This window comes from Streptomyces sp. NPDC025793 (genome assembly GCF_055558375.1).
Genome location: NZ_JBVHMR010000032.1, coordinates 1 through 12,040 on the forward strand (window position 1 = coordinate 1; position 12,040 = coordinate 12,040).

13 protein-coding genes and 5 pseudogenes are annotated in these 12,040 nt (G+C 68.1%); 13 read left to right on the plus strand and 5 right to left on the minus strand.

What is annotated here, in order from left to right; genetic code table 11:
- Positions 1–134: 134 nt before the first annotated feature.
- A pseudogene (locus ACZ4MF_RS37135) lies at positions 135–840 on the plus strand (RNA-dependent RNA polymerase family protein); the annotation flags it as partial.
- Here ACZ4MF_RS37135 and ACZ4MF_RS37140 read toward each other — a convergent pair.
- Together ACZ4MF_RS37140 and ACZ4MF_RS37145 are read right to left on the minus strand one after the other, a co-directional pair.
- Entirely contained in the window at positions 729–1,769 is a 1,041-nt protein-coding gene (locus ACZ4MF_RS37140) for an AraC family transcriptional regulator ligand-binding domain-containing protein (RefSeq protein ID WP_467497171.1), read from the minus strand. The pseudogene ACZ4MF_RS37135 and the gene ACZ4MF_RS37140 sit on opposite strands and share 112 nt — an antisense overlap.
- Positions 1,770–1,910: 141 nt before the next feature.
- Positions 1,911–2,549, minus strand: a complete 639-nt coding sequence (locus ACZ4MF_RS37145; protein ID WP_467497173.1) for a TetR/AcrR family transcriptional regulator — start codon at positions 2,547–2,549, stop codon at positions 1,911–1,913.
- Between the two features lie 94 nt (positions 2,550–2,643).
- On the opposite strand from ACZ4MF_RS37145, the gene ACZ4MF_RS37150 reads away from it, so the two are divergent.
- From ACZ4MF_RS37150 to ACZ4MF_RS37160, 3 genes are all read left to right on the plus strand, one after another.
- A complete protein-coding gene (locus ACZ4MF_RS37150) occupies positions 2,644–3,606 on the plus strand; it encodes a zinc-binding dehydrogenase (protein WP_467497175.1) in 963 nt (320 codons plus the stop codon).
- 87 nt (positions 3,607–3,693) lie between these two features.
- The gene (locus ACZ4MF_RS37155; protein ID WP_467497177.1) at positions 3,694–3,933 is read left to right on the plus strand and encodes a hypothetical protein; all 240 of its coding nucleotides are present in this window, start codon (positions 3,694–3,696) and stop codon (positions 3,931–3,933) included.
- A 284-nt stretch (positions 3,934–4,217) separates the two neighbouring features.
- Entirely contained in the window at positions 4,218–5,408 is a 1,191-nt protein-coding gene (locus tag ACZ4MF_RS37160) for an IS110 family RNA-guided transposase (RefSeq protein ID WP_467497179.1), read from the plus strand.
- On the opposite strand, the gene ACZ4MF_RS37165 is transcribed toward ACZ4MF_RS37160, so the two are convergent.
- Together ACZ4MF_RS37165 and ACZ4MF_RS37170 are read right to left on the minus strand one after the other, a co-directional pair.
- Positions 5,372–6,025, minus strand: coding sequence for a transposase (locus ACZ4MF_RS37165; protein ID WP_467497180.1), 654 nt, complete (start codon positions 6,023–6,025; stop codon positions 5,372–5,374). The two genes, ACZ4MF_RS37160 and ACZ4MF_RS37165, sit on opposite strands and share 37 nt — an antisense overlap.
- Before the next feature lie 118 nt (positions 6,026–6,143).
- Entirely contained in the window at positions 6,144–7,019 is an 876-nt protein-coding gene (locus tag ACZ4MF_RS37170) for a sigma-70 family RNA polymerase sigma factor (RefSeq protein ID WP_467497182.1), read from the minus strand.
- 86 nt (positions 7,020–7,105) lie between these two features.
- Here ACZ4MF_RS37170 and ACZ4MF_RS37175 point away from each other — a divergent pair, with 86 nt between their 5' ends.
- The 9 genes and pseudogenes from ACZ4MF_RS37175 to ACZ4MF_RS37215 all read left to right on the plus strand — a co-directional run bounded on the left by ACZ4MF_RS37175 (position 7,106) and on the right by ACZ4MF_RS37215 (position 11,195).
- Positions 7,106–7,564: a carboxymuconolactone decarboxylase family protein gene (locus tag ACZ4MF_RS37175; RefSeq protein ID WP_467497184.1), complete on the plus strand. Its 459-nt coding sequence runs from the start codon at positions 7,106–7,108 to the stop codon at positions 7,562–7,564.
- A gap of 177 nt (positions 7,565–7,741) precedes the next feature.
- Positions 7,742–8,257, plus strand: coding sequence for a hypothetical protein (locus ACZ4MF_RS37180; RefSeq protein ID WP_467497278.1), 516 nt, complete (start codon positions 7,742–7,744; stop codon positions 8,255–8,257).
- Positions 8,185–8,466, plus strand: coding sequence for an SDR family oxidoreductase (locus tag ACZ4MF_RS37185; RefSeq protein WP_467497186.1), 282 nt, complete (start codon positions 8,185–8,187; stop codon positions 8,464–8,466). The genes ACZ4MF_RS37180 and ACZ4MF_RS37185 overlap by 73 nt, the downstream gene beginning before the upstream one ends.
- A 207-nt stretch (positions 8,467–8,673) precedes the next feature.
- Positions 8,674–8,807: pseudogene (locus ACZ4MF_RS37190) on the plus strand (IS110 family transposase); the annotation flags it as partial.
- A pseudogene (locus tag ACZ4MF_RS37195) lies at positions 8,806–8,988 on the plus strand (IS256 family transposase); the annotation flags it as partial. The pseudogenes ACZ4MF_RS37190 and ACZ4MF_RS37195, both read left to right, overlap by 2 nt.
- Positions 8,985–9,083 (plus strand): annotated as a pseudogene (locus ACZ4MF_RS37200) (VOC family protein); the annotation flags it as partial. The pseudogenes ACZ4MF_RS37195 and ACZ4MF_RS37200, both read left to right, overlap by 4 nt.
- 102 nt (positions 9,084–9,185) lie before the next feature.
- Entirely contained in the window at positions 9,186–9,866 is a 681-nt protein-coding gene (locus tag ACZ4MF_RS37205) for a helix-turn-helix transcriptional regulator (RefSeq protein WP_467497188.1), read from the plus strand.
- Between the two features lie 32 nt (positions 9,867–9,898).
- Positions 9,899–10,411, plus strand: coding sequence for a DUF3291 domain-containing protein (locus tag ACZ4MF_RS37210; protein WP_467497190.1), 513 nt, complete (start codon positions 9,899–9,901; stop codon positions 10,409–10,411).
- A gap of 100 nt (positions 10,412–10,511) precedes the next feature.
- A complete protein-coding gene (locus ACZ4MF_RS37215) occupies positions 10,512–11,195 on the plus strand; it encodes a GNAT family N-acetyltransferase (RefSeq protein ID WP_467497192.1) in 684 nt (227 codons plus the stop codon).
- 61 nt (positions 11,196–11,256) lie between these two features.
- On the opposite strand, the pseudogene ACZ4MF_RS37220 reads toward ACZ4MF_RS37215, so the two are convergent.
- Positions 11,257–12,005, minus strand: a pseudogene (locus tag ACZ4MF_RS37220) (transposase family protein).
- Between the last annotated feature and the right edge of the window lie 35 nt (positions 12,006–12,040).

The window sequence follows — 12,040 nt, forward strand, 5'->3', positions numbered from 1 at the left end:
AACCGAAGAGACAGCCCTGCCCGCCGAACTCAGCGCATAGCCTCAAAGCGAGATCACCGAGTGGCCGTCGATACACCACTCCCGCGGACATGACCACAGGCTGATCGTGATGTCCATGCTGGGAGGTCTGCGAAATGCAGGACACTGAAACAGTCCTGGGCGTCATCCGGGAACGCGGCAGGCGTGGCCTGCCGCTGGAGAGGTTGTATCGGCAGTTGTTCAACCCGCAGTTGTTTCTCCTTGCCTACGGGCGCATCTACTCCAACAAGGGTGCGATGACGCCCGGGGTGACCAGGGAGACCGTGGACGACATGTCCCTGGCAGCCGATCTTTTCGAACATCTACCTGGACCGGCTTGACCGGTTCGTCGAGGAGTATCTGCTGCGCGAGTACAACCGGGGTGGCCCCCGTCGCAAGAACCCCGCTTGCCTGGCCAACAAGTCCCAGATTGAGAAGGCCGAACGGCGCGGCGACCTGGAAACCGTGCGACTGCTGAAGCAGCAGCGCCGCAGGCTGCCAAGCGACGACCCCAACAATCCGGGCTTCCGTCGGCTGAAGTACGTGCGATATTGCGACGACTGGCTGCTCGGCTTTGCCGGACCCAAGCGAGAGGCCGAGGAGATCAAGGCGAGGATTCGACAATTCCTACGCGAGAAACTCAAGTTGGAGCTGTCCGAGTCCAAGACACTGATCACGCATGCCACCAGCCAGGCGGCACGCTTCCTCGGCTACGACATACGGGTCCAGCGCCGTGACACGAAGATCACTCGCGGACGCCGGTCGGTCAACGGCGTCATGGGTCTATTCGTGCCCAATGCAGTGATCCGGGAGCGATGCGCCTGCCGGGCGATGTCACGCAGGGTCAGCTCGGGTCGGCGCAGCAACTGCTCGACCCGCTCGCGGCGCACTCCGTCGACGACCGCCTCGTACGTCGTGCCGCATTCGGCCAGCCGACGACGCAGCGTGCGCTCGCTGGAAGCGCGCCGACGGGCCTGTTCGACGAAGGACGGCACGTCAGGCAGGCTCTGCGCGATCGAGATCTCCAGCACCTCCAGCAGGTCCTGCTGATCGCGCCTCGACGCCACCTGATCCTCCAGCAGTTCCACGACGGTGGCATAGGTGACCTCGTCGCGTCCCGGCATCGGCCGCCCGGCCCATGCCGTGGGGAACACCAGACGGTTCCCTGTGGCGTCGAACCGCACCGGGCAGCGGAACAGGTCGGTGAACGGCCCGAAGTCTCGTGGGGCGGGGAAGACGAACTCGACGCTCCGCGGGGCGAACTCCTCCCCCGAACTCAGCCGGGTGAGGGTGACGACGCTGGCGAACGCCTCCTCGGCCAGGAAGACTGCGACCGGCGGATAGAGGGCCGGATCGGGCAGTTCGGCCCGCGACACATAGCCGGCCTCCTCCGGGCCGGCCGACCAGACCACCATCGCCCCGGACAGGTTCTGGAAGCGCACGCCCGTCTCGATGGCCTCCCGCAGCGTGTCGGCAGGGTGCTGCGCCGCACCCACGCGCAGGCCCAGGTGAGCGTCTCCGGTGAGCTCCAGCGCACGCCGGATGACGGCGCTGCCCTGACGGTAGGAGACGCGCAGCGCCGCCGAGCACATCATCGCCTCGTCCAGCCCCACGTGGCTCAGCTCGGGCCGGAGGTCGACTCCGTACCCGTCGGTGACCAGGGTGAGGTAGCGCAGGATGTTCGGCGGGATGGTCGCCGAGGTGCTGCGGCTGGTTCCCGGCGAGTGCGCCGGGGCCGGGCTGTCGGACATGGCGTTCCTTGTGACCGGGCGTCGCTCGCTGGGCACACAGGAGGAGGGTTCTAAATGCGTACACCTCACCTGCGGCGGCCGGAGAACCCGCCGCAGTCCGCGATGATCACGGCAGGGGGTCTGCCGCAGTAAATCCGGTATTCACCGCGACAGGCCCTGGGGTGGTGCGGAAGCCAGTCGTGCCGCTGGTGGTAGTGGTGCGTGCCGAGGGCAGGCTTCGAACGCCTGGATCACCAGCCCTGAAAAGCGTCGGGAGGCCTTGACCTGGGTGGCGGTCGATGTGGCGTGGATCCCCTTGTTGGCCATGAGTATGAGAATCAGGTCGTCCAGGACGAAGTCGGACCGCAGGTGCCCTGCTTCCTTGGCTCGCTGGGCCAGTTCGGCGACTGCTTTCACCGTGTACTCACGGCCTGCGGCAACGTCCTTCACCCCCGGATAGGCCGACAGGAAGGCTTCGGTGAAGCCCCGATCGCGGGCGTGCAGCTCACAGATCTTCTCGATCACCAGGCACAGGCCGCGCCACGGATCAGCATCTGTGCACCCCTCGTCGACAATGGCGCGGCATGCCTTCAGCTGGTCCGCGAAGGCATCGGCGACCAGCACCTGCTTGGTCGGGAAGTGACGGTACAAGGTGGCAGGTCCCACCCCGGCACGCCGCGCGACCTCACGCATCGGCACGTCCAGGCCATCGGCGGAGAACAGAGCTCGGGCTGCGTCGAGGATGCGTTCGCGATTGTCCAGCGCGTCGGAACGCAACGTATGAGGCAAACGGTCGGTCACCACTCTCACTTTACCTAAAGGGACGGGGGCGTCCGTTACCGTCCGAGACGTAGAAGCTCTCGCGCTTGAGCAGTCCGAAGACCTGGAGACCACATTGAAGGCAATCTCGATCCAGACGTTCGGAAGTCCTGACGGTCTGGCTGTTGTCGAACTGCCGGTACCCGCACCTGCTGCCGGGCAGGTGCTGATCGCCACCGAGGCGGTGGGCGTCGGTGGTGTCGACACCGTGATCCGAAGCGGGGCTCTGGCCGCCTACGGCTTCAAGGAGGGCCACATCCCGGGTGGCGAGGTGGCGGGCAGCGTGACCGCGGTCGGTGACGGCGTCGACGTGTCGTGGATCGGCCGGCGAGTGTGGGGCTTCACCGGCACCGGCGGAGGCTACGCCGAGCAGGCCGTCGCGCCGGTCGAGCAGATTCTTCCCCTGCCCGACTGCCTGTCGGCCGCCGCCGCGGTGACGCTCGGCAGCGCCGGTGCGGTGGCCCACTTCGGGCTTGGGCACGCCCATTTCGCTCCCGGCGAGACGGTCTTGGTGCGTGGCGCGGCCGGCAGTATCGGGATCATGGCAGTGCAGCTCGCGGCTCGCGGTGGTGCCGCCGCGGTGGCGGTCACGACATCATCATCCGAGCGCGGCGAGCGGCTGCGCCGTCTCGGCGCGACCCATGTGCTGGACCGCTCCGGCGGCGGAGGGGAAGCGGCTCCCGCGGGCTATGACGTCATCATCGACGTTGTGGCCGGTGAGGACATGCCGTCGTTCTTCGACAGGCTCAACCCGAACGGCCGCATGGTGGCCGTGGGCGCTGTCGCAGGTCAGCCGCCCGCGGACTTCGGCACGAAGATCATGGCGGCGTTCCAGAAGTCGATGTCCTTCGCCGCTTTCAGCACAGCTACCGTCACCCCAGCCGACCTGACTGCCGTACGCAGCGAGCAGTTCGGCGCAGCCAGCCGTGGCGAGATCGAAGCAGTGGTGCACGAACTGCTGCCGCTGGACGAAGCTGTGCTGGCACACCAGAAGATGGATGCAGGTGAAGTCTTCGGCAGGATCGTGCTGACACCGTAGCCTTCGCGCTCTCTCCTCGGTGGGGCGCCTGGGGCATCTGCACGCGGGACGGGCAGTCCCGGCCCGCGTCGAGGAGAGAGGCTTCAGGTGGACAATCGCAACCGCGCCCTTCCCCTGGTCGGGGCCGCCAGTGTCATCTCACCGGTCTTCCTGTCGCACAGCGGCGCCCCTTGGTGGGCGATTGCGCTGCTTGCCGCGCTGGCCGCCGGGTGGGCCGTGCTCAACGCCGCCTTCCCGCAGGCCTCCCACGATCGGTTGGAGTGGTGGCGGGACCGACGCCGCCACCAGCGTCTGCGAGTGGCCCGACGTGGCCCCCGCGCCCACTGAGTGTCCGGGGCGGCCGGACCTGTGTGGTCAAACTTCGCTGAGAATCGCTCAACCTTCCCTACGTTGTCTGCGGGACCGGGCAAGCCCTTCGTATGGTTAGCCCACCCAGGGGCGTCGGGTGTGGCTTTCAATCTTCTGCCGCTTGTGGCTTCCATCGATTGGCCGCCCGACGCCCCACGACGACTCGGCTGCCAATTAGGAATTGCGAATGATCGCTCCGTAGGGAATCGACAGCGAGGTCGTCCGTCGGGAGGCACCAGCACACCCCACCGCACGGAGGCACCATGGCCGCGATCTGGGCCGGCATCGACGCAGGCAAGACCCACCACCACTGCATCGCGATTGACGAGGGCGGCCGTCGGCTGCTGTCCCGACGCGTCGCCAACGACGAGCCCGAACTTCTTGAACTCCTCACCGATGTCCTGGCCCTGGGCGACGAGGGGACCTGGGGAATCGACCTGGCCGACGGCGGAGCCGCCCTGGCCATCACGATCCTTCTTAACCACGATCAGCCGGTCCACTACATCTCCGGCCGGGCCATCCACCGCGCCTCCGAGAGCTACCGCGGCGAAGGCAAGACCGACGCCAAGGACGCCACGGTCATCGCCGACCAGGTCCGCATCCGCCGAGACCTGCACCCCTTACGCGCCGGCGACGAGACCGTGACCGATCTCAAGATCCTCACTGGCCGGCGCATGGACCTGGTCGCCGACCGCACCCGCACTGTCAACCGGCTCCGTGCCCAACTCACCAGCATCTTCCCCGGCTTGGAGCGGGCCCTGGACCTCACCAATACCGGTCCACTCACCCTGCTGACCGGCTACCAGACACCGGCCGCTATTCGCAGGCTCGGCGCCAAGCGGCTGGAGACCTGGCTCCGCAACCGCAAGGTCCGCAGCGCCGGTCAGCTCGCCGAGGCAGCCGTCCAGGCCGCCGATCGCCAGCACACCAGCCTGCCTGGCGAGAAGCTGACCGCGCAGCTGGTGCATACGCTGGCGAAGGAGGTGATGGCCCTCAACCAGCAGGTCGCCGAGCTCGACAAGCTGATCGAGGTCCGGTTTCGCGACCACCACGCCTTCGAAGTGATCACCAGCATGCCCGGCCTGGGCGTCATCCTCGGCGCCGAGTTCCTGGCCGCCACCGGCGGCGACATGAGCGTCTTCGGCACCCCTGACCGCCTCGCTGGCTTCGGTGGCGTCGCTCCGGTCCCGCGCGACTCCGGCAAGATCAGCGGAAACCTGCGGCGTCCACAGCGATACAGCCGCAGGCTCCAGCGTGTCTTCTACACCTCCGCGCTGTTCAGTATCCGAAAGTGCGATGAGTCCCGTCGCTTTTACGATCGCAAGCGTGCCGAGGGCAAGCGCCACACGCAGGCCGTCCTCGCGCTCGCCCGTCGTCGCGTCAACGTCCTCTGGGCTCTTCTGCGCGATGAGCGGTGCTACGAGCTGACGCCACCCAACCCGCTCGCGGCTTGACAAACGGCATTAGGAATCGGTGAGACGGAACATTGGTGGCTGGTTCTCACGAACGTGCACCGGCCCGAGCCGCTGGTCACTACCGTCGTGACATGGCGAATGTGCCAGCCGCCCAGCGGGTGCACGCCGAACGTGCCCTTGCACGTGGCCGCGGCCCCTTCTTTCCTGGACGCGCTGGTGATGACGGTGGCGTCCAGGTCGACGACGATCCAGCCCGTCAGCCTGCGTCCGGCGACCGTGAGCCAGGAGAAGCCGCCGGGCCGCAGGTGGAGAAGCATCCACTCATGCCGGCGCACCCGCCGTCGCACCATCGCGATCCTCATCAGGGTCTTGTCGTCCAGTTCGGCCAGCAGGCGGCGCGTCGTCGAGTCCGAGGCCGCAAGGCCGAAGAGGCCCTGGTGCTGGAGCTGGAGCTGCTCGGCCTCCAGCAGGCTGCGCGCCCCGAGCGCCATCGCGACGGCGAGCTGGACGAGCACCCCCGCCCGCTCCCGCCACCCGGCATTCGTGCTGGCGGGAAGCACCCCGGCGAGCTCTCGCGTCAGCCCCACCCGGTCCGACAGCCGGCGCAGCAGCACCGCCCCCGCATGCCCGACCAGCCGCTTCCCGTCGGCTGCCACGGACAGCCCACGATCCCACCCTCTACGCTCAGTGAGGTTTTCTCAGAGGCTGAGTTCAACGTCTCTGCGGACCAGGCGTGGACCACTTCGAGTATGCGCGGCCTTCGCCGGTAGCGAGTCACACCGGGTCCGGCAGGTCCATGAGCGCGAGTTTGGCCGGGTCGACCACAGCGGTGATCTCGGTGATGTGGCCGTCGGCGACGGTGAAGAAGAGGAGGGAAAGCGGGGTGCCGTCCTCGCTCCAGGAGATAACGCCGGGGCGGCCGTTGATGCTTGCCGCATGTCCTCGTGCCGCGCTGCCGGCCACTCGCGCGCGGGTAGCGACTTCGGTGGCCCCGAGCGTGACGAACGTGCCGTTCGGGGTGTGGACGGTGAACTTCACTTCGGGGTGGAGGACCTGCAGCAGCTGCTCGAACCGGCCGTCGCGGGCGGCTGCCCGGAAGGCTTGGACCACCTCGCGTTGCTGTCGTCCGGCGCTTGCCGGCTGCTGGGCGGCTCGTACCTTCCTGCGGGCGCGGCTGGCGAGCATTTTGGTCGCGTCGGCAGATTTGCCGAGAATGGTGCCGATCTCCGCGAAGGGCACGGCGAACACGTCGTGCAGCACGAACGCCAGTCGTTCGTCAGGGCGCAGCGAGTCGAGGACCGTGAGGAGCGCGAGGCTGACGGAGTCCCCGATTGCCGCGAGATCTTCCGGAGCGGGAGCGTCGTCGAGCGTCACGGTGAATTCCGGTAGCTGGTCGTCGAAGGAGACTTCCGGGCGCGTCCGGCCCGACCTCAGGACGTCGAGGCTGATGCGGCCGACCACGGTGGTCAGCCAGCCGCCGAGGTTGTCGATGGTGTCGGTGTCCTGGCGGGACAGACGCAGCCACGCCTCTTGGACCACGTCTTCCGCGTCAGCATGTGATCCGAGCATGCGGTAGGCGACGGCGCGGAGCCGATCACGGTGGGACTCGAAGGCATCGGCGATCGGGTCCGCGGGGTGGGTGCCGGCCATGGTGTTACCTCTCTGGAAGCTGCTCCGTCATGGGGATGACGCGCACAGGCGCCGCCACGTAACCCGATGAAGGAGAGCACTCCCACATGGAAAACCGGCTCAAGAACGAGAACACGAACAACCCCGATGTGTGGACCGCGATCCAGCACCTCCAGAAGGCGATCGCCGCCGGCGGTGTCGACCCGAAGCTGCTCGCGCTGGTACACCTCCGCGCCAGCCAGATCAACAGCTGCTCGGCGTGCATCTACGCCAGTGTCGCCGGGGGGAAGAAGGCCGGTGACACCGACGAGCGGCTGCACAACGTAGCGGCGTGGCGTGAGGCGCCGTTCTACACCGACGCGGAACGGGCGGCACTTGCGCTGGCCGAGGCCGCCACCCGGCTGCAGGACGGTGCGCCGGGCGTCACCGACGAGATCTGGGAAGAGGTCAACGCCCATTTCGCCGAGGAGCAGATCGGAGCGATCAACCTGGAGATCGCGCTGACCAACTTCTTCAACCGGATCAACCGCACCATCAAGGAACCGGCCGGCAAGACCTGGGGCTGAGCCCAGCGTGGCTCTTACCCACTGAGGCGTCGCCAGCGAAATGATCTTCGGGTGAGGCCGCGAAGCAGGGCAGGCGTGAAGCCCTGGTAGGACTGGTTTACCGAGATCATGTCCGCTCGAACCAGAGGCTTCACGTTGGTTACCTGTGCTGCCGTGCTCGACGTCCCACGCCACATCGTGGAGTTCCTCGCCCGGTTGCTGGCCGCCCACCGGCGCGGGATCGGCACGCCGAAGGGCTCTCGCGCCCTGGGCCCGTTCCGCCAGGCGGTACTGGTGCTGCGCTGGTTCCGAGAACACGGCTGCGTGCACTGCCTGGCCCGGGACGCCGGGCTCTCGCAGGCCACCGGCTACCGCTACCTCCATGAGGGCATCAGCGTGCTGGCCGCCGAAGCTCCTGATCCGCACGAGGTGTTGGACCTCTGCCGCGCCCAGGGGATGACACACGTAGTGCCGGACGGCACGCTGATCGCCTGCGACCGGCTGGCCGGGGTCCGGGAGAACGGCAACGACCTGTGGTTCTCCCAGAAACACAAGAGCTTTGGCGGCAACATTCAGTTCCTGGCCGCACCAGACGTACCTCGGGCATCAACGCGTACCGGCCGAACGGGTCGAACACCATCATGGCCGCGGCCAACGGCGCGCTCGCGTCACTGGCGTGCGGGCTGGCGATCGAACTGGCGCCCGTGCGAGTGAACGTCATCTCCCCCGGCTGGGTGGACACCCCCATCCGGGACCAACTCGGCATGGACAAACAGGCAGCCTTCGCCGAGCTGGCCGCGCGACTCCCGGCCCGCCGCGTCGGCACCCCCGACGACATCGCCCAGACATTCTTGTCGGTGATACACAACGGATTCATCACCGGAACCGTCCTGCACGTCGATGGAGGACACCGCATCACCTGATCCGGTACCCAGACGCCAAGCACCCGCGCCACTCACCCGCTCCTCACGCGCAACGATCTCCACCAACGTGGGAATCCCGCCGCCGCCAAAGACCAACACCCGTAGGTGAAGGCGTTTCGTCGGTGCCCCAGAACCTGACCCGACATCGGCGCGTGGTGCGAGGTACGGGACCGATCAACGAGGTACATGTGGCGGAGCCGGGGTGCGATCGAAACATCTCGCGGGCTGCTGGTCGCGGCCCTGCGGACCGGCAACGGAAGGTGTTCGCGATCAACCCGCTGGCCGCGGCCCGGTACCGCGACCGGTACTCCGTCTCACGCAAGAAGTCCGACCCAGGAGACTGAGGTCACCCGCGGCGCCGGCTCGCGCGCCGCTGCGCTCGCGATGGTCTTCAAGCTCGTCGAGTCTGCACAGGCCCGCTGGCGGGCCGTGAACGCACCCCACCTCGTCGCCCTCGTCCGGGCCGGAGCCCGCTTCGAACGCGGCCGGCTCGTCGAACGTGCCGAGGCGGGGGCCGCATGAGCCGGCCGTCGCACGGCACGCTGCATCACGTCGAGCTGTGGGTGCCGGACCTCCATCGCGCGCTCGCCTCGCTCGGCAGGCTGCTGGAGGCGCTGACTTTGTTCTGCCTGCGCCAGTACGTGATGGAGTCGGGCACACTGGCCGGGGTCGGGTCCCGCCGTTCTATCTCCAACCTCTGTTGTTCCTAGAATGGCCGGGTGGAGGACATCGACGCGATTGCGGCGTTGCAGGATCCGGTGCGGCGCCGTCTGTACGAATACGTGGCGGCGCAGGGCCGCGAGGTCGGCCGCAACGAGGCCGCCGAGGCGGCCGGGGTGGCGCGCACGCTCGCTGCGCACCATCTGGACAGGCTGGCCGAGGCCGGGCTGCTGGAGAGCGGCAGCCGCCGCCTGACGGGCCGCTCGGGGCCGGGGGCGGGCCGTCCCGCCAAGGTGTATACGCGGGCGCGGGCCGAGCGGTCGGTTTCGCTGCCCGCCCGCGATTACCGCACCGCCGCCGAGCTGCTGGCCGAGGCCGCCGAGCAGGCCGGGCTGGACGCCGAGCTCTGCGCGGCCGCGCGGCGCCGGGGCGAGGCCCTGCGCGACTCGGCTGCGCCCTGCGGCGGCCTCGAACAGGCCGTGGAGATGCTGGCCGCCCGCGGCTACGAACCGCGCCTGGAAGGCACCGAAGGGGCGACCGGGGCAGCCGCACGCGTTGTCCGTATGCGCAACTGCCCCTTCCATGCAGTCGCCGAACGCTTCCCACCGCTCGTCTGCGGCATGAATCTCGCGCTGCTGGAAGGGTTGCTCGGCACGGACGGTCCCGTCCACGCTCGCATGGACGCCCGGCCGGGTGACTGCTGCGTGGTGGTCGAGACTTCTAAAAACAATGGCGATTGACATAGAAAAGTCGGGCGTGCTGGGATGAGGCCATGACCGCATCCACGCATGCCGCCCATCTCGCCCACCTCAACGTCGCCACGCTCCGCCACCCCCTCGACGACCCGCGCACGGCGCCGTTCGTCGAGATGCTCGGCCCGGTCAACGCCTCCGCCGACGCCGCGCCCGGCTTCGTGTGGCGACTCGTGGAGGAGGGGGCGGCCGACGCCACCGGCCTGCGCCCCGCGGGCGAGAACGTCATCGTCACCCTGTCGGTGTGGGAGACCCAGGAAGCCCTGTGGCACTTCACCTACCGCAGCGGGCACCTAGGGGCGATGCAGCGGCGCCGCGAATGGTTTGAACGGCACGTCGAGGCGCACCTGGTGCTCTGGTGGGTCCCCGCCGGTCACCTCCCGACCGTCGACGAGGCCCTGGAGCGGCTGGCCGACCTGCGGGCGCACGGGCCGTCCCCCCGCGCGTTCACCTTCGCCTCCTCCTACACCGCAGCCGAGGCCGTCCAGCACCTTCAGGCCGCGCCGCCCACGCAGCCTGAAGCAATCAACTGATCCACAGGTCTTGACGGTTACTCGCGTCGTTTGGCGGCGGCGAACAACGGGGGACGGTTGTTCGCCGGCTCACCGGTTGCGGTCATGCTCTAATCGCCGGATGACGAAGATCGAATCAGGGCTAATACGACGTTGGCTGGACGGCTGGACCGTCGCCCGCTCTCTGCCCGAGGCCGAGCCTGTCGAGCCCGCCGGGGACGGCCTGCGGTCCAAGTGCGACCAACCGGGCCGGGACGTAGAGGTGTTCGCGCTGCGTGCGGACGAGGAGCCCGAGTCCGTAGCACGGCTGGCGGCAGCCGTCGCCGCCGCACGGCAGATCACCTGGCTCACTGTGCCTACGCTGCGCCCAGACACAGTCGAAGCCATCGTCGGCGCCGCCGGACTGGAGTTGCTCAAGCGGTCAGAGTGGTTCATGACGACCGATCTGATCGGGCACCCGCAGTACGCGCCTGCCGCGCCGTACGAGCGCGAGGTGCGCACGGAGGGACCAGTCACGGTCGTCTCCCTCCATGCCCCCTCCGGAGAGGTGGCAGCGCGCGGCTCCATTGCCGTGGTCGGCGGTGATGCGATCGCCGATCGCATCGAGACGGACACAGCGCACCGTCGACGCGGCCTGGGCCGCGCGATGATGAGTGCTCTGGCGGAGGCGGCCGTGTCCCAGGGTGCCCGTACTGGTCTTCTCATTGCCAGCGAGGAAGGACAGCGTCTCTACCTTTCCCTCGGCTGGCACCACAAAGCCGACGTCCTGATCGCCCGGGGGCCGGTGGTTCCCTCCACCTGGTAGAACGTGTCTCGTTGTGCGGAGGCCCATGCATGACCGGCCGGAATTGGACCACTGAGCCTCTTCAGCGGTGACTCTCCAGGGCGAGGACCGCTTTGGTCATTGACGTGAGGCGGTTGGGGCTGCAGCGGGCGCGGCGGAAGATCCGCCAGGCCTTGAGTCGGGCGAAGGCCCGCTCGACCGGGCTGCGGAGACGGGAATGCGCTCGGTTGACGTTCTTCTGGTGCATGGTCAGCTCGCGGCCGCAGTGCCGTTTGAACGGTGTGCAGACGGTTCCGCTGGCTCCTTCGTAGGCTTTGTCCGCCAGGACGGGAACCTTCAGCCGTTCACACACGGTGATGAGTGGTGGGTGCGTGCAGCGGTGATGTCCACCGTGCGGCCCGGCAGGGCGGGCGAGCACCAGATGAGCTCGCCGGCCGGGCCTGTGACGGCCTGAATGTTCACTCCGTGCCGTCTGGCCTTGCCGGAATGGTCATGTTCACCGTCGCCGACCCGGTCGCACTCGGCGATGGTGCCGTCCAGCAGGACGTGCTCCGGCTTGGCCCGTCGCAAGGCGCGGGTAAGCGACGGGGCCTTGTCCGCCAGCAGTGAGGTCACGCTGTGTACGTATGCATGGGCGGTGGCTTCGCTGATGCGGAAGCCCGCGGCGATCTTGGCGAGGGTGGTGTGCTCGCGCAGGTACACCAAGGCCACCAGAGCCCGCTGGGAGGGGCGGAGCTTGCACCGCCTGTCACCCTCGCGGGTGACGATCAGCATCGTGACCCACTCAACGAGGGCATGCGGGAGGTCCAGTGCGCAAGGATAGGTGACCAACAGGGCTCCCTGGTCAGGTGGTTGAGACGTCAGAC